This window comes from Streptococcus pseudopneumoniae (assembly GCF_001070815.1).
Classification (GTDB): Bacteria; Bacillota; Bacilli; order Lactobacillales; family Streptococcaceae; genus Streptococcus; species Streptococcus pseudopneumoniae_P.
Genome location: NZ_JVLX01000036.1, coordinates 49,313 through 64,176, shown reverse-complemented (window position 1 = coordinate 64,176; position 14,864 = coordinate 49,313). Strand labels below are relative to the sequence as shown.

Below are 14,864 nucleotides of genomic sequence, written 5' to 3'. Positions count from 1 at the left end.
TCTTAAGAACCAAAACTCTTGAAGAAGTTGACAATGGCCTGCCAAAGGGAGCTTAAGAAGTTCCCACCGTCCTCTAGTGCCTTATCCGCATCAAAGTTAAGGTTGATATTTTTAAAACTGTCTCCAGCTTGTGATACGATGCTTTGTTTCAGGTCATTCAGGGTTTTAGTGAAGTCTGCATTGCTGAGGATATCACTCTTTGAGAGATTCAAAGCAAAATTGATGATGATATTGATCTGGTTTCCTGTTATAACCTGATCGAGTTTGTAATTTTTCAAGGTATCTTCAACGATTTTGCGGACATCTTCTTCTGTCAGATTTCCCTTGCTTTCTTTAGCTTTGGCTAGTCCTGACTTGATATCAGCTAGGGCAACATTTAATTTATTAGCATCATAGCCTGACTTGTCCTTGTTTTCAGCATTGATATCTGACAAAGCCTTCAACTCTTCTTGAGCCAAGTCTTTATTGGCTTGCGGCACCTTAGCTCCATTAGCTTCTAGCGAATAATAGATCCCTGCTAAAGCACTCTCACCTGTAACTGGAATAGGAGCTGCTACAGTGATTTGGGCGTGTTCAACACCTAAAGTTACTGCTGCATTGCGGTACATATCCTGAGTCACCTTCGTGATGTTTTCTGGTGTTTCAATCTTGACCTCAAGTGGCGACTTGTCACCTAGTTTTTGAATCTTGGCTGATGAATACAATTGTAAACTAGAGTCATTGGCCACATTCATGATTTTAGAATAGACATCAGGTGTCATGGTCTTGAGTTCTTTGGTATCTGTTGAGGCATTGTAGCCAAGTTTCTTTAGGGTTTGATTTTTTTGGTCTTCAGATAGGGATGAACCTAGGACATATTCAGGTTGAACATAGGTTTCATCGATGACTTTTTGAACATCTGTTGCTGCATGGACGCTATTCATAGCTGTTACTGCCCACAAGACCGCAGCACTGGTCAGAAAGAGTTTCTTTCTCATAGGGAATTTCCTCCTTTACCTTTCTAGAGTAATATATCTATCTTAAAGAAAACTTATAACAAAAACACCTGGACTAGCCAGATGTCGAAAAGAGAGTGAAAGTTTTGATGATGTAAAGGTTGAGTTGCACCTGTCTAGAATAATAATAGTTTCCACCATTTACATAGAGTTCAGAACCGTGAAAAATGGAAATGGGGTGAATATAACTATAAGTCTTTCCAGTGGTATTGCCAAGCAAGGGAGCAACAGTATCACGAGAGTACTGTTTTGCCAGTGCTAGGGTGTTTTCCTTACCATTTTGGGCGATAAAATCGATATAGGCAGGTCCAAAATTATAGGCTTGAACAGCCGTCCAGACATCAACACCCTTCTTCTGCGCCAGATAGAGATTATCTGTCAGAGTTTGAACGCCTTGCCGAATGCTAGAGGCATTATCATTGATAGTGTTGGTGGAACCACTTGCAGACTCACTAGACTGCATAACATCGCCTTCTTTTCCTTTTGTTTCAGTATAAATCATAGCGAGCACAAGCTCTTCGTTTGCTGGGGTGTCTTTTTCACTCAAGATTTCTCGCACCATGGGTTGATAGGTCATGACTTGCTTGACATCTTGGTGAACGCGGTAAGCTTTATATCCAGCAAAAAGGAAGACTGCTAGTACAAGCACTCTTCGAATTCGTTTAAACATTATTTACTTTGGATATCCTCGATATTTTTGATTAAGATAGAGTAGGTTCCATTGTCGTTTTGGATAAACTCGACAGACTCGGCGTCTTGATAGACATTATTGGGAACGATGAGTTCAATTCCATTTGACAAGGAGAGTTTTTGGTTTTCAAATTTTTTAAGCTGACGACTGGCATCGATTTCATCAAACTGTACAGGTTCTGGTACAGCATCTTTAACTTGATCAATAAAGCTTAATCGAGCCGTCAAATTGTTGTCAAAAAGGTCGTTGGCCAATTTTTCTGGTGACAATTCATTGTTTTCTTCTAGGTTGTTGAAAATGGCTGATTTGACCTTAGATTGAAATTGAAAATCATCTGTATTAAAAGATTCAGCAATTCTCTGGGCTGTTTTTTCCAGTTCCTTGATGGATTTCTTAGGAGAAATTTTAGGAGCGACAGCAAGAAGATTATCTGAAAAATAGTTCAAAAAAGTCCCGTTGTACTTGATTCGTTTTTCAATCAGATGGTACTTGCGACTCTGAAGATTGACCACCAAGGCCTCATCAGCTCCTGTTCCAAATCCAGGCAAGTTATTCTGAGTCAACTTGATTGGATTATCAACTTCTCCTCCGAGGTGGGTCAAGGTCTCCCGCAGGGCAATTCGTAAGAAAGCAAAATGTTCTACACCTTCTTTAGAAAATTGCACAAAAATCAAGTCATTGGTCTTGAGATTTTCAGAAATACTAAACTCTTCTTTCCAGAGATTAGCCATCGTTACTGATGTCTCCAACAAATCGTCTGTGATGTGATTGAAGAAGGGATTTTCTTCTTCGAAAATCCCAGTCTTTGCTTCATCTGAATACACACGTTCAATTTTTTTACGCAGGTATTCTTCGATTTTTGGAGTGATATTGAGAAACTTATCCGCTAGAAACAGCTCGGTATCATCCGGACTGAACTGATGGATAATAGCTTTCTTAATATAAATGTCCATAAAAGTATTAGTCCTCGTATAATGGGAAGGCATCTGTCAATTCTTTGACTGCACTTCTCACTTCTTCTAAGACAGCCTCATTTTCTGCATTTTTAAGGGTTTTAATGATGAGTTCAGCCACTTTGCGACTTTCTTCTTCACCAAATCCACGTGCAGTAATGGCTGCTGCTCCAATACGAATCCCACTTGTCTTGAATGGTGACAAGCTTTCGTAAGGGATTGAGTTTTTATTTAGGGTAATATTGACCTCATCCAGCAAGTTTTGAGCAACTTTGCCGTTTTCTACAACCTTAGTCACATCCACTAGGAAGAGGTGGTTTTCAGTTCCTCCAGAAATGATACGAAAATCAGTATCTTGTAAGAAGACATCCGCCATAGTCTTGCTGTTCTTGATAACATTGGCAGCATATTCCTTGAAGGCTGGATCCAAAACTTCTTTGAAGGAAACTGCCTTAGCTGCAACAACATGCTCCAAAGGACCACCCTGAATACCTGGGAAAATAGCTGAGTTAATTTTCTTAGCTAAGTTTTCATCATTGGTCAAAATCAAACCACCACGTGGTCCACGAAGGGTTTTGTGGGTCGTTGTTGTAGTGATATGAGCGTATGGTACTGGACTTGGGTGAAGACCAGCAGCAACCAAACCAGCGATATGAGCCATGTCTACCATGAGCTTCGCCCCAACAGCATCCGCAATTTCACGGAATTTTGAGAAGTCGATAATTTGAGAATAGGCTGAAGCACCTGCTACAATCAATTTTGGTTTTACTTCTTGAGCTTGTTTCAAGATAGCATCAAAGTCCAAGAGTTCTGTTTCAGGGTCCACACTATAAGACACAAAGTTATAAGTTTGACCTGAGAAGCTGACAGGAGCTCCGTGAGTCAAGTGTCCACCTGCAGCCAAATCCATCCCCATAACGGTATCACCTGGCTCAATCAAGGCCATGTAAGCAGCACAGTTGGCTTGGCTTCCTGAGTGAGGTTGGACGTTGGCGAATTTAGCACCGAAAATTTCTTTTGCACGTTCAATGGCTAGAGTTTCTACCACATCTACCACATCAGTTCCACCATAGTAACGGCGGCCCGGGTAGCCTTCGGCATATTTATTCGTCAAGATAGACCCTTGAGCTGCCATAACAGCCTTGGAAACTACGTTTTCCGAAGCAATCAACTCAATGTTGTTTTGTTGGCGTTCTTCTTCTTTGGCAATAGCATTCCAGAGATCAGCATCGTATGCTTTAAAATCATCTTTGTCAAAAATCATAGGTCTTCTCCTTTATAGTGTGACTAGTCCTTTAGTTTGTTTTACAATAAGAAAATAAACTAAAAGATGCGAATAAATCGTTTCTGCACTTTATCACAAGTATAACCAACTTTTTCATAAAATGCATGAGCACCCAGACGATGATCGGCAGAATTTAAGCGGATAAACCCATAACCACGTCTTTTGGCTTCGTGTTCCAACCCTTGTAATAATCTTTTACCAATACCTTGACCTTGCGCTTGAGGTGAAACTGCTAAAGCTAAAATATTAAATCCTGCTTTAGAATAAAGTGATTCATAGACCTCAGCGTGGACATAACCAAGTAAGACATGACTAGCTGCATCCTCATAGCCAAGTAGGAAATGATGGGAATCCTGAGATAGTCTAGCTAGTTGACTAGCCGTGTCCTCTAGACTAAAAGAATAGCCCAAAGCCTCTTGGTTGATGTCACATATAGCTTTCACATCTGTTTCTTGCAAATCTCTTAGCATCTCATTCCTCCTCAAAAGAAATCTCTGGTAACCGAGCAAGAATATCTTCTCGCCTAATGGTCCCTTGGCGCAAGATTTTCACCTTGTCTCCAGACAGATCCAAAATAGTTGAATCCTGTCCAGTTAGAAAAGCATCGTCTTCCAAACCTAGAACATCTTGATTAAATTCCTGCAGTATTTCCTGAAAAGTCACTCCACTTGCCTGACCTGAAATATTGGCAGACGGCCCAATCAAGGGACCTGTCTCTCGAATCAAATCAAGGGTAATGGGATGACTCGGCATCCGAAATCCAACAGTTGCAAGACCAGAATTGACCCAATAGGGAACTCTGTCATTTGCTTCAAGAATAAGGGTCAAAGGACCTGGTAAAAAGGTCTCTACAAGTTTTTGTAGATAAGTTGGCTGATTCTTTGAAAAATTCAAGATGTCCTCTAGAGAGGCGATATTGAGATTGAGTGCCTTATCTCTAGGACGACGTTTGAGCTGGTATACATGATCAACTGCTTTTTCGTCTAGAGCCTTGGCAAAGAGACCGTAAACTGTCTCAGTAGGCAAAACGACCGCTCCACCATTTACCAACTCTTGTCTAATCCTGTCCATCATCAATTACAACCATCCTATCTTGACCAAACTGGTCCTTGAGCGTTCGTACTCTTTTTTCAGGAAGATGTTTCCTAAAAAGTTCAGGAACACTTTGACCTTGCTTGTATCCAATTTCAAGGTAAATCTTACCACCATCTTTGAGATAGTCCTTTGCATCTTCCGCAATTCTACGGTAAATAGCTAGGCCATCCTCGTCTGCAAAGAGGGCTAGGTGAGGTTCTGAATGCAAAACATTCAAGCCTACCTCTGACTCATCTTCACGAGAGATATAGGGTGGATTGGATACAATTATATCATATTTTTCAGAAATTTCTGCAAAACAATCCGATTTTTTAAAAAATATATTAAATTTTTGATTTCTAGCGTTCTCGGATGCAAGGTCAAGGGCCTCTTGGGAAATATCTGCTGCCGTCACCGACCAAGCTGGTCTGTTTTTTGCTAAGGCGAGAGCAATAGCTCCACTACCTGTTCCGATATCTAGGACCATAAGATTCTTCTCAGGATTTTCATTCAGGATAAGTTCCACCAACTCCTCAGTCTCTGGACGAGGAATCAGAACCCGCTCATCAACTTTTAACTGCATTCCAAAGAAATCTGCATGACCGATAATGTACTGGGCTGGTTTATGAGCTGCTAACTGCTGGTAAATTTCCTCTACAAATTGTTTTTCTTCCTCTGTTACCTCTTGCTGGAGGGCAAAAACAAAGTCTGTAAAAGTGAGGTTTTTCAGGCTACGATAGACAAAAGAGAGGCTTTCTGCTTCCTCTCCTTGTCTTATCAATTCTTCTTCAAAATCTGAAAATAATTGAGCTAATTTCATTAATTATTTAATTCTTCTAATTTTTGTGTTTGGTCATAAAGTACCAAGGCGTCCACAACTTCATCCAATTTACCAGACAAGATGGTATCTAGTTTTTGGAGAGTTAAGCCGATACGGTGGTCTGTGACACGGTTTTGTGGGAAGTTATAAGTACGAATTCGTTCTGAACGGTCACCAGTACCGATTGTTGACTTACGCTCAGCGTCTTGTTCATCTTGTGCAATCTGAGCAAAGTGGTCAGCAACGCGTGCACGGATGATTTTCATGGCCTTCTCACGGTTTTTCTGCTGGGTACGTTCTTCCTGCATCTCAACCTTGATATTGGTTGGTAAGTGTACAATACGAACGGCAGTCGCAACCTTATTGACGTTCTGTCCACCAGCACCAGATGCGTGATAGATGTCAACACGAAGGTCTTTTGGATCAATATCGTATTCTACTTCTTCGACTTCAGGCATGACAAGAACTGTGGCAGTTGATGTATGGACACGACCTTGGCTTTCTGTCACAGGAACACGTTGCACACGGTGGGCACCTGATTCGTACTTGAGTTTAGAGTAAACTGACTGACCTGAAACCATGGCAACCACTTCTTTGAAACCACCTACACCATTCATAGAGGCTTCCATAACTTCAAAGCGCCAACCTTGGGCTTCCGCATACTTTTGGTACATGGTTAGGAGGTCACCAGCGAAAAGTGCTGCTTCGTCTCCACCAGCAGCGCCACGGATTTCAAGGATGATATTCTTGTCATCGTTTGGGTCTTTAGGAAGGAGCAAGATTTTTAGTTTTTCTTCGTATTCTTCTTTTTCAGCCTTGGCATCTTTGAGTTCTTGCTTGGCCATTTCTTCCAAGTCAGCATCTCCACCTGATTCCTTAATCATCTCTTCAGCATCGACGATGTTTTGAAGGACTTGCTTATACTCACGGTAGGCTGTTACCGTATCACGAGTTGAAGCTTCCTCCTTTGAAAGCTCCATGAAACGCTTAGTGTCAGATACTACATCTGGGTCACTCAGCAATTCTCCTAATTCTTCATAACGGTCTTCTACAGCTTGTAGTTGATCATAGATGTTCATTTTTCTTCATTCTCCTTATTGATTTCAGGGGCAAAATAATGTTTACGGCAAACTGAGATATAGGTTTCATTACCACCAATCTGGATCTGTTCTCCATCATAAACAGGCAAACCGTCCTGCGTACGCAAAACCATAGTCGCCTTTTTCTTACAATACTGACAGATGGTCTTAATCTCATCAATCTTGTCTGCTAAAAGCAAGAGATATTTGGAACCTTCAAACAATTCATTCCGAAAGTCATTTTTCAAACCAAAAGCCATGACGGGTATGTCTAACTCGTCCACAACACGAGCTAAGTCGTAAACATGGTGACGCTTGAGAAACTGAGCCTCATCGACCAGCACACAGTAAGGTTTTTCTGATAGATTTCGGATATAACCGAAGATATCCGTCGTTTCCTCAATCGCAATAGCTGATCGCTTCATTCCAATCCGACTCGAGACATAGCCAACACCGTCACGCGTATCCAGAGCCGAGGTCATAATCACAACACCTTTTCCCTGCTCCTCGTAGTTATAGGCCACCTTGAGAATCTCAATCGTCTTACCAGAGTTCATGGTCCCATAACGATAATACAACTGTGCCATGTTTCTTGCTTCACGTCCATTTCTAAATTTTTGCTACATTCTAGTATATCATAATTTTCTTAAGCTTTAAACGGCAAAATGTGGTAAAATAGAAGAAATCAAAAACTAGTGGAGGAAGCTATTATGCCATTTGTACGCATCGATTTATTTGAAGGACGCACGCTCGAGCAAAAGAAAGCTCTAGCTAAGGAAGTAACAGAAGCTGTTGTTCGCAACACAGGAGCACCTCAGTCTGCTGTACATGTCATCATCAACGACATGCCTGAAGGAACTTACTTCCCACAAGGGGAAATGCGCACCAAATAAGCTAGCTTAAGCAGAAATGCTTAGGCTTTTTCAATCTCCAAGTAGCATTCATTGAAGAAACAGCCTAAATTTGTTACAATTTGAAAGGATACTTGGAAAAATTTCCAAGAAAAGAGCTATTAAGTTAAAGGAAATATTATGATTACACGTGAATTTGATACCATCGCTGCTATCTCTACTCCACTAGGTGAAGGGGCTATTGGTATAGTCCGCCTGAGCGGGACAGACAGTTTTGCTATTGCGCAAAAGATTTTCAAAGGAAAAGACTTGAGCAAGGTTGCCAGCCACACTCTCAACTACGGTCACATTGTTGATCCGCTGACTGGTAAAGTCATGGACGAAGTTATGGTTGGGGCTATGAAATCTCCAAAAACCTTCACTCGTGAGGATATTATCGAGATCAACACCCACGGTGGAATTGCGGTGACCAATGAAATTCTCCAACTTGCTATCCGTGAAGGAGCTCGGTTGGCTGAGCCTGGTGAATTTACCAAACGTGCCTTCCTAAATGGACGTGTTGACTTGACTCAGGCTGAGGCAGTGATGGACATCATCCGTGCCAAGACAGACAAGGCCATGAATATCGCAGTCAAACAGCTAGATGGTTCCCTTTCTGACCTCATTAACAATACTCGCCAAGAAATCCTTAATACACTTGCCCAAGTTGAGGTCAATATCGACTATCCTGAGTATGACGATGTTGAAGAAGCCACTACTGCTGTTGTCCGAGAGAAGACTAAGGAGTTTGAGCAATTACTAACCAATCTTCTTAGAACAGCCCGTCGCGGTAAAATCCTTCGTGAAGGAATTTCCACTGCCATTATCGGTCGTCCCAACGTTGGGAAATCAAGCCTTCTCAACAACCTCTTGCGTGAAGACAAGGCTATCGTCACAGATATTGCTGGTACGACACGTGATGTCATTGAAGAATACGTCAACATTAATGGTGTTCCTCTCAAACTGATTGATACAGCCGGTATTCGTGAAACGGATGATATCGTTGAACAAATCGGTGTTGAGCGTTCAAAAAAAGCCCTTAAGGAAGCCGACTTGGTTCTACTGGTGCTAAATGCCAGTGAACCACTAACCGCCCAAGACCGCCAACTCCTAGAAATTAGTCAGGAGACTAATCGCATTATTCTACTTAATAAAACAGACCTACCTGAGGCCATCGAAACCGAGGAACTTCCAGAAGATGTCATCCGCATTTCAGTCCTTAAAAACCAAAATATCGATAAGATTGAAGAACGCATTAATGACCTCTTCTTTGAAAATGCTGGTTTGGTTGAGCAAGATGCTACCTACCTATCCAACGCTCGTCACATTTCCCTGATTGAAAAAGCAGTTGAAAGCCTACAAGCTGTTAACCAAGGTCTTGAACTGGGTATGCCAGTTGACTTGCTTCAAGTAGATTTGACCCGTACTTGGGAAATTCTCGGAGAAATCACTGGAGATGCTGCTCCAGATGAACTCATCACTCAACTTTTTAGCCAATTCTGTTTAGGAAAATAAGAAATCCATGATCGTTCATTCGGTCATGGATTTTCTAATCTTTCTTAGTAATCTGGTCTAAGGACACCTGTTACAGTTGCCTTAGTTGCTTCGTAGTCGCCATCTACGACAACCTTGATAATGCGTTTGGCATCTTCTTCTGGTGCTGGAACAAGAGGTAGACGAGTCGGTCCAGCTTCAAATCCCATATAGTTAAGAACGGCCTTGACTGGAGCAGGACTTGGGTAAGAGAAGAGAGCATTAACCTTAGGAATGAATTTGCGCTGAATAGCTGCAGCTTTCTTCATATCGCTTTCTGAAATGGCAGTAAACATCTCGTGCATCTCATCCCCATTTGTATGAGAGGCAACAGAAATAACCCCGTCCGCACCAAGGTTCATGGCATGGAAAGCATCTCCATCCTCACCTGTATAAATCAAGAATTCTTCAGGCTTGTGCTCAATCAAGTAAGCCATATTAGCCAAGCTCGTACATTCTTTGACACCGATAATATTTGGATGGTCAGCCAAACGAAGCATGGTTTCTGGAGTCAATTCGACAACCACACGACCTGGAATGTTATAGATAATAATTGGTAGGTCAGAAGCATCTGCAATGGCCTTAAAGTGCTGATACATTCCTTCTTGAGAAGGTTTGTTGTAGTAAGGTACAATAGCAAGCCCAGCTGCGAAACCACCAAATTCTGCTACTTCTTTGACAAACTCGATAGAGTCACGCGTATCATTGGTACCCACACCCGCAATCAAAGGAACGCGTCCATTGACAATCTTTTGTACAGCCGCAAATAGTTCCAACTCTTCATCGTGAGTCAATGTTGGACTCTCAGCAGTGGTCCCTGCGAGAAGAATTCCATCCGTATGGTGAGCCAACAAATGCTCAATCAAGGCTGGAATAGCATCAAAGTTGATAGAACCATCCTCGTGGAAAGGGGTAATGAAGGCTGTGATGATTTTACACTCTTTTAAATCTTGATAAGACATGAGAAACACCTCTCTATTTCAAAGAAGGAGTTCATCTGAACTCCTAAACAATATGACTATTTTAATTCAAATTTCAATTCAGCTGTTGGACGAACCAAGCCACGTTCATGAAGAGTTTCTGCAATCTGAACTGAGTTCCAAGCAGCACCTTTGAGAAGGTTATCTGAAACAACCCACATGTGAATTCCTTTTTCTGCATCCAAGTCTTTACGGATACGACCAACAAAGGTATCACGTGAACCCACTGCATTGATGGCTTGAGGATAGATTTGATGAGCCACATCATCTTCAAGAACAGCACCTGGGAAGGCTGCGATAGCTGCTTTCACTTCTTCGATTGGAGCCACTTCTTTTGTTTCGATGTAAACTGACTCAGAGTGGGCTGACAAAACAGGAATACGGACGCATGTTGCAGATACTGCAATACTATCATCTTCCATGATTTTTTTCGTTTCTTTAGTCATCTTCATCTCTTCGTAAGTGTAATCATTATCAGTGAAGACATCAATTTGTGGAAGAGCGTTGAAGGCGATAGGATAGTGTTTCTTGTCACCACCTGAAGGCAAGATTTCCGCATGCAAATCACGTGGTTTCACTCCATCATTTAAAACTTCACGAAGTTCACGTTGTGTCTCAAGAATTGCTCCCATACCAGCACCTGAAACTGCTTGGTAAGTTGAAACAATGATACGGTCCAATCCCCATTTTTGGCGAACTGGCTCAAGAGCCACCATCATTTGGATAGTTGAACAGTTAGGGCAGGCAATGATACCATTGTGAGCATCAAGTGCGTGAGCATTGACCTCTGGAACAACCAAAGGAACATCTGGATTTTGGCGGAAGTAAGATGTATTATCTACTACTACCGCGCCAGCCTTCACTGCGTATGGTGCATACTTAGCTGATGTAGAACCACCTGCTGAAAAGAGAGCAATATCAACTCCTTCAAAAGCTGTTTCAGTCGTTTCTTCAATCGTAATATCTTGATCTTTAAATTTCAAAGTCTTGCCTGCTGAACGTGCAGAAGCAAGTAAACGAATTTTATCGATTGGAAGTGTTGATTCTTCCAACATTTTTATCATCTGAGCACCGACAGCACCTGTCGCGCCGACTACAGCAACTGTATATCCCATAAATAACCTCTTTCGGAATTTTCTAAAAATTTCTATAATAGAAGTATTATACTACTTTTTCCATGAATTGCAAAGCTTTTTCATCATTTTTTGGAAAATAAAAATCCCCAGTCGTTTGACTAGGGACTAAGAGGCATCTTCATGTGATGAGCAGGTTCACACAACTCATCAAGGTCCGCTCCTGCGTTATGACCTCCTTATGCTCAATAGTAGTCCGAAGACTACCTATCGACTCATCGCATCTACTATTCTACTAAAGAGAATCACTTTTGTCAACAGACGAAACTCTTTATACTCTTCGAAAATCTCTTCAAACTTCGTCAGAGTCGCCTTACCGTATGTATAGTTACTGACTTCGTCAGTTTCATCTACAACCTCAAAAACATGTTTTGAGCTGACTTCGTCAGTCTTATCTACAACCTCAAAGCAGTGCTTTGAGCAACCTGCGGCTAGCTTCCTAGTTATCTCTTTGATTTTCATTGAGTATTAGTTTCATTTACACAGCTGAATAGAAATATCTTTGAAACATTTGATGCAGACATAACAAAAACCCTTGTAAATCAAGGGCTTTTCTGTCTATTTCATGCTAATTGCCGGGATTGAACCGGCGACCTCATCCTTACCATGGATGCGCTCTGCCAACTGAGCTAAATCAGCTTACTTAAAAAGTATACTATAGTTAGAAAAACTTGTCAAGTTTCCTTAGAAATTTTGCATAAGAAAAAGCCAGGTCAGAGTTGCCTAGCTTATCTTCTTCTATTTGCTTAAATCGATTCGACGACCAATTTTACCGATAATAATCGCTCCAACAATTAATGAGGCAAATTCACCAATTCCTGTTGTAAACCAAGTAAGGAAAAATGGTAATTGCGCTACGATATTCAACTCGGCAGCGATGGTGAACATGGAAATTGAAAATAGGATTGAAAAGAAGAAATGATCTTTTCGAATCAATCCGTTAAAGAGATAATCCTTGCTGTATTTTGCAAAAAGCCAAACACCTAGACTGAGGAATACCAAGGTTGATCCACCACCAACAAAAACATCTAGCAGTCCGAAGCTAAAGAAATTAGCAATCATACAGCCAATGGTAACTCCGATGATGTACTTGGGATTGTAAAAAGCCATAAAGTTCATCATTTCTGAAATACGGAACTGATAAGCACCGTAGCTAATGGCATTTAGGGGTGGTGTGACAGTCAAAACGACATAAATAGCAGCAACGATTGCAATATCTGCAACATCACGAATAGTTAATTTTTTCATCTTTTCTCCTTTGGCGGTTGTCCGCGTGTAATATGCTTGGTGAAAGAAGCTAAGCACCAAGGGTTGCTTTATTCAACCTTACTAGTATAGCACAATAGCCTGCTTTATGCTATACTAAAAACATGAAAAAACGTATTCAAAGTCTCGTGAAAAATGAGCTTTTACTCTATCTCTTTTTTGGAATAGCCACTACTCTTGTTTCTATCCTATCCAGATTAGTCATTTATCAACTAACTCATAGAGAACTCCTTGCTACTGGATTCGCAAATATTATCGGAATTCTGTTTGCATTTATTACAAACGATACAATTGTATTCAAGCAAGCTAGGAAAAATTGGTCAATCCGTTTAATGAAATTTACTCTAGCACGCCTTTCTACTTTTCTTTTAGATTTGATTTTAACTTTTCTATTTGTAACACAGTTTCCTAATATTATCGGACAATTTGTAAATAATAATATTGACAAGGTGAATAGTATTGAAACAGTTATTTCACAATTTTTGATAATTATCCTCAATTACATTTTTAGTAAGGTATTTATTTTTAAAAAAATAAGAAAAAATTTAAGCATATAGCTTGCCAGAACTTCTTAATTAATATATAATTAAGTGTAAAAAATCTTTGAAAGGAAATTATGAAAATGTTAAAAGATCTTAAAGCATTTTTGCTTCGTGGTAATGTTGTTGACCTTGCTGTCGGTGTGATCATTGCCTCTGCTTTTGGTGCAATCGTTACATCACTTGTTAACGACATCATCACTCCACTTATTTTGAACCCAGCTTTGAAAGCTGCTAAAGTTGAGCGTATCGCTGAACTTTCATGGAATGGTGTTGGTTATGGTAGCTTCTTGAGCGCTGTTATCAACTTCCTAGTTATCGGTACTGTTCTCTTCTTCGTTATCAAAGGTATTGAAAAAGCTCAAAGCCTCACTAAGAAAGAAGAAGCTGAAGAAGCTCCTGCTGGTCCAACTGAATTGGAAGTACTTCAAGAAATCAAAGCTCTTCTTGAGAAAAAATAAACAATTAAAAGGATATAGCGTAAAGCTAAATCCTTTTTCTTTACTCTTTCGGTAACTTGCCTGCTTTCTCAAGCATTTTTTTGATAAGATATGGCATCTTAACATTTTCACGACCTTTTTTCTCAATCAGTTTTTTCACAAATTCAGGCATTTGTAAATCTTGTGATTCGGCCAAGATATTTTTCGTCTCATCTGACGGAACTAACTCATCAAAGGTTTCTTCTTCTGGGAGAAATTCCTTAAACTCTTTGTTCTCATTAGCTCTGACGGTATTGACCAAGGCATCAATCAAGCGAGAATCTGTATTTGGCATTGGTGGACGATGGTAGTTCACCCCTAATTCCTGACATAACTCATAGCATTCCACATCATTATCAAACAAGACTTCAATGTGCTCACTGATAAAGCTGATTGGTACAAAAATATAATGCTCTGGATGTTCTGTCTGTTCTCTGAGGTACACTAATACATCTGGCTTAATCCATGGAATCCCGATATCACTCTCACTTTGCCAAGTGTTAGTATATTGCTCAGAACTCAAACCTAGTTTTTCAGCGACTAACTTGCTATTTTCAAAAATTTGATCGATATAAGGATCGCCAAAATCCAAGGCAAAAATGGGCACACTATGGGCTGAAAAGATGACTTTAAAGCTATCCTGCTTTACTTCTGCTTTTAAAATCTTAGCAATTTCATCAGCCCAATAGTTTAAGAGCGCTTCTTCTTGATACCAATCCTTAATAACCAAAAATTGAATTTGTTTGCTTTCTAAAAATTTCTCGTATCCCATGACAGAATAAAAAGAATAATGGGGCTCCAAAATCAAGCAAATACACTGCTCGATTCCATCTTCTTCCATCTGACCAATCACATCTGGAATAAAAGGTTTGGAAAATTTATTGGCAAAATAGACACTATACTCATTCCCCAGCCTAGCTTCTACCAAGGCAACCTCTTCTCGGGTAATTTTTTGCAGAGGTGTGCCTCCAATTAGTACATAATTATCATAGAGAGTTTGAATCTCGTGGTCTTGAGGTCTCACTCCACGACGAATATTTGTGAAAAAATCAGCCACACCTTCAAAGGTAATCTCTTCTGGCGAACCGAAAGTCATCATTAAAATTGCTTTTTTCATAATCGCTTCCTTGTGATATTTTTATCAAGT

The 14,864-nt window shown here is 40.4% G+C and carries 18 protein-coding genes, 1 tRNA gene and 1 riboswitch; of the genes, 4 read left to right on the top strand and 15 right to left on the bottom strand.

From position 1 onward, the window contains the following. Positions 1-2 precede the first annotated feature (2 nt). The 9 genes from ADG81_RS04160 to ADG81_RS04120 all read right to left on the bottom strand — a co-directional run bounded on the left by ADG81_RS04160 (position 3) and on the right by ADG81_RS04120 (position 7,484). Positions 3-977 carry a DUF1002 domain-containing protein gene (locus tag ADG81_RS04160; RefSeq protein ID WP_049550989.1) on the bottom strand — a complete coding sequence of 325 codons (975 nt, stop codon included), beginning with the start codon at positions 975-977 and terminating at the stop codon, positions 3-5. Between the two features lie 73 nt (positions 978-1,050). Then, the gene (gene pmp23 / locus ADG81_RS04155) at positions 1,051-1,665 is read right to left on the bottom strand and encodes a cell wall hydrolase Pmp23 (protein WP_049550988.1); all 615 of its coding nucleotides are present in this window, start codon (positions 1,663-1,665) and stop codon (positions 1,051-1,053) included. Further along, a complete protein-coding gene (locus ADG81_RS04150) occupies positions 1,665-2,639 on the bottom strand; it encodes a nucleoid-associated protein (RefSeq protein ID WP_049550987.1) in 975 nt (324 codons plus the stop codon). Before ADG81_RS04150 ends, pmp23 begins: the two co-directional genes overlap by 1 nt. A gap of 7 nt (positions 2,640-2,646) precedes the next feature. Continuing rightward, positions 2,647-3,903 carry a serine hydroxymethyltransferase gene (glyA, locus tag ADG81_RS04145; protein WP_049550986.1) on the bottom strand — a complete coding sequence of 419 codons (1,257 nt, stop codon included), beginning with the start codon at positions 3,901-3,903 and terminating at the stop codon, positions 2,647-2,649. Between the two features lie 59 nt (positions 3,904-3,962). Further along, entirely contained in the window at positions 3,963-4,394 is a 432-nt protein-coding gene (locus tag ADG81_RS04140; protein ID WP_049550985.1) for a GNAT family N-acetyltransferase, read from the bottom strand. 1 nt (position 4,395) lies between these two features. Then, positions 4,396-4,998 (bottom strand): L-threonylcarbamoyladenylate synthase, encoded by a 603-nt coding sequence (locus ADG81_RS04135; protein WP_049550984.1) that lies wholly within the window; start codon positions 4,996-4,998, stop codon positions 4,396-4,398. Continuing rightward, positions 4,982-5,818: a peptide chain release factor N(5)-glutamine methyltransferase gene (gene prmC / locus ADG81_RS04130; RefSeq protein ID WP_049550983.1), complete on the bottom strand. Its 837-nt coding sequence runs from the start codon at positions 5,816-5,818 to the stop codon at positions 4,982-4,984. The genes ADG81_RS04135 and prmC overlap by 17 nt, the downstream gene beginning before the upstream one ends. Continuing rightward, positions 5,818-6,897 carry a peptide chain release factor 1 gene (gene prfA / locus ADG81_RS04125; protein WP_049550982.1) on the bottom strand — a complete coding sequence of 360 codons (1,080 nt, stop codon included), beginning with the start codon at positions 6,895-6,897 and terminating at the stop codon, positions 5,818-5,820. Before prfA ends, prmC begins: the two co-directional genes overlap by 1 nt. Further along, on the bottom strand, positions 6,894-7,484 hold the full coding sequence (locus ADG81_RS04120; protein ID WP_049550981.1) for a thymidine kinase: 591 nt from the start codon (positions 7,482-7,484) through the stop codon (positions 6,894-6,896). The genes prfA and ADG81_RS04120 overlap by 4 nt, the downstream gene beginning before the upstream one ends. A 123-nt stretch (positions 7,485-7,607) precedes the next feature. Between ADG81_RS04120 and ADG81_RS04115 the strand changes: the two genes are divergently transcribed. Then, positions 7,608-7,790, top strand: a complete 183-nt coding sequence (locus ADG81_RS04115; protein ID WP_001117401.1) for a 4-oxalocrotonate tautomerase — start codon at positions 7,608-7,610, stop codon at positions 7,788-7,790. 138 nt (positions 7,791-7,928) lie between these two features. Further along, positions 7,929-9,302: a tRNA uridine-5-carboxymethylaminomethyl(34) synthesis GTPase MnmE gene (mnmE, locus tag ADG81_RS04110; protein ID WP_049550980.1), complete on the top strand. Its 1,374-nt coding sequence runs from the start codon at positions 7,929-7,931 to the stop codon at positions 9,300-9,302. Between the two features lie 44 nt (positions 9,303-9,346). On the opposite strand, the gene dapA is transcribed toward mnmE, so the two are convergent. The 5 genes from dapA to ADG81_RS04085 form a co-directional block, all read right to left on the bottom strand. Next, positions 9,347-10,282 (bottom strand): 4-hydroxy-tetrahydrodipicolinate synthase, encoded by a 936-nt coding sequence (gene dapA / locus ADG81_RS04105; RefSeq protein WP_049532598.1) that lies wholly within the window; start codon positions 10,280-10,282, stop codon positions 9,347-9,349. A 56-nt stretch (positions 10,283-10,338) separates the two neighbouring features. Next, positions 10,339-11,415, bottom strand: coding sequence for an aspartate-semialdehyde dehydrogenase (locus tag ADG81_RS04100; protein WP_000542462.1), 1,077 nt, complete (start codon positions 11,413-11,415; stop codon positions 10,339-10,341). Positions 11,416-11,640: 225 nt separating this feature from the next. Further along, positions 11,641-11,895: a hypothetical protein gene (locus ADG81_RS10035; RefSeq protein ID WP_049550979.1), complete on the bottom strand. Its 255-nt coding sequence runs from the start codon at positions 11,893-11,895 to the stop codon at positions 11,641-11,643. A gap of 104 nt (positions 11,896-11,999) precedes the next feature. Continuing rightward, positions 12,000-12,072, bottom strand: a tRNA-Thr gene (locus tag ADG81_RS04090). 99 nt (positions 12,073-12,171) lie between these two features. Then, the gene (locus tag ADG81_RS04085; protein WP_033681817.1) at positions 12,172-12,681 is read right to left on the bottom strand and encodes a QueT transporter family protein; all 510 of its coding nucleotides are present in this window, start codon (positions 12,679-12,681) and stop codon (positions 12,172-12,174) included. Beyond that, a riboswitch (PreQ1 riboswitch) is annotated at positions 12,679-12,775 on the bottom strand. Its footprint overlaps the gene before it by 3 nt. Before the next feature lie 28 nt (positions 12,776-12,803). Between ADG81_RS04085 and ADG81_RS04080 the strand changes: the two genes are divergently transcribed. Both ADG81_RS04080 and mscL read left to right on the top strand, forming a co-directional pair. Next, positions 12,804-13,256 (top strand): GtrA family protein, encoded by a 453-nt coding sequence (locus ADG81_RS04080; protein WP_033681818.1) that lies wholly within the window; start codon positions 12,804-12,806, stop codon positions 13,254-13,256. 65 nt (positions 13,257-13,321) lie between these two features. Further along, on the top strand, positions 13,322-13,699 hold the full coding sequence (gene mscL / locus ADG81_RS04075; protein ID WP_049550978.1) for a large conductance mechanosensitive channel protein MscL: 378 nt from the start codon (positions 13,322-13,324) through the stop codon (positions 13,697-13,699). A gap of 40 nt (positions 13,700-13,739) precedes the next feature. Here mscL and hemH read toward each other — a convergent pair whose 3' ends face one another. Then, a complete protein-coding gene (hemH, locus tag ADG81_RS04070) occupies positions 13,740-14,834 on the bottom strand; it encodes a ferrochelatase (protein WP_049550977.1) in 1,095 nt (364 codons plus the stop codon). Between the last annotated feature and the right edge of the window lie 30 nt (positions 14,835-14,864).

Excerpts from the sequence above, each read along its gene's own strand:
- prfA (WP_049550982.1), bottom strand. The coding sequence starts at position 6,897 with ATGAACATCTATGATCAACTACAAGCTGTAGAAGACCGTTATGAAGAA.
- ADG81_RS04160 (WP_049550989.1), bottom strand. The coding sequence starts at position 977 with ATGAGAAAGAAACTCTTTCTGACCAGTGCTGCGGTCTTGTGGGCAGTA.
- ADG81_RS04080 (WP_033681818.1), top strand. The coding sequence starts at position 12,804 with ATGAAAAAACGTATTCAAAGTCTCGTGAAAAATGAGCTTTTACTCTAT.
- ADG81_RS04085 (WP_033681817.1), bottom strand. The coding sequence starts at position 12,681 with ATGAAAAAATTAACTATTCGTGATGTTGCAGATATTGCAATCGTTGCT.
- mnmE (WP_049550980.1), top strand. The coding sequence starts at position 7,929 with ATGATTACACGTGAATTTGATACCATCGCTGCTATCTCTACTCCACTA.
- ADG81_RS04115 (WP_001117401.1), top strand. The coding sequence starts at position 7,608 with ATGCCATTTGTACGCATCGATTTATTTGAAGGACGCACGCTCGAGCAA.
- hemH (WP_049550977.1), bottom strand. The coding sequence starts at position 14,834 with ATGAAAAAAGCAATTTTAATGATGACTTTCGGTTCGCCAGAAGAGATT.
- ADG81_RS10035 (WP_049550979.1), bottom strand. The coding sequence starts at position 11,895 with ATGAAAATCAAAGAGATAACTAGGAAGCTAGCCGCAGGTTGCTCAAAG.
- ADG81_RS04120 (WP_049550981.1), bottom strand. The coding sequence starts at position 7,484 with ATGGCACAGTTGTATTATCGTTATGGGACCATGAACTCTGGTAAGACG.
- pmp23 (WP_049550988.1), bottom strand. The coding sequence starts at position 1,665 with ATGTTTAAACGAATTCGAAGAGTGCTTGTACTAGCAGTCTTCCTTTTT.
- ADG81_RS04140 (WP_049550985.1), bottom strand. The coding sequence starts at position 4,394 with ATGCTAAGAGATTTGCAAGAAACAGATGTGAAAGCTATATGTGACATC.
- mscL (WP_049550978.1), top strand. The coding sequence starts at position 13,322 with ATGTTAAAAGATCTTAAAGCATTTTTGCTTCGTGGTAATGTTGTTGAC.
- ADG81_RS04135 (WP_049550984.1), bottom strand. The coding sequence starts at position 4,998 with ATGATGGACAGGATTAGACAAGAGTTGGTAAATGGTGGAGCGGTCGTT.
- prmC (WP_049550983.1), bottom strand. The coding sequence starts at position 5,818 with ATGAAATTAGCTCAATTATTTTCAGATTTTGAAGAAGAATTGATAAGA.
- ADG81_RS04100 (WP_000542462.1), bottom strand. The coding sequence starts at position 11,415 with ATGGGATATACAGTTGCTGTAGTCGGCGCGACAGGTGCTGTCGGTGCT.
- glyA (WP_049550986.1), bottom strand. The coding sequence starts at position 3,903 with ATGATTTTTGACAAAGATGATTTTAAAGCATACGATGCTGATCTCTGG.
- ADG81_RS04150 (WP_049550987.1), bottom strand. The coding sequence starts at position 2,639 with ATGGACATTTATATTAAGAAAGCTATTATCCATCAGTTCAGTCCGGAT.
- dapA (WP_049532598.1), bottom strand. The coding sequence starts at position 10,282 with ATGTCTTATCAAGATTTAAAAGAGTGTAAAATCATCACAGCCTTCATT.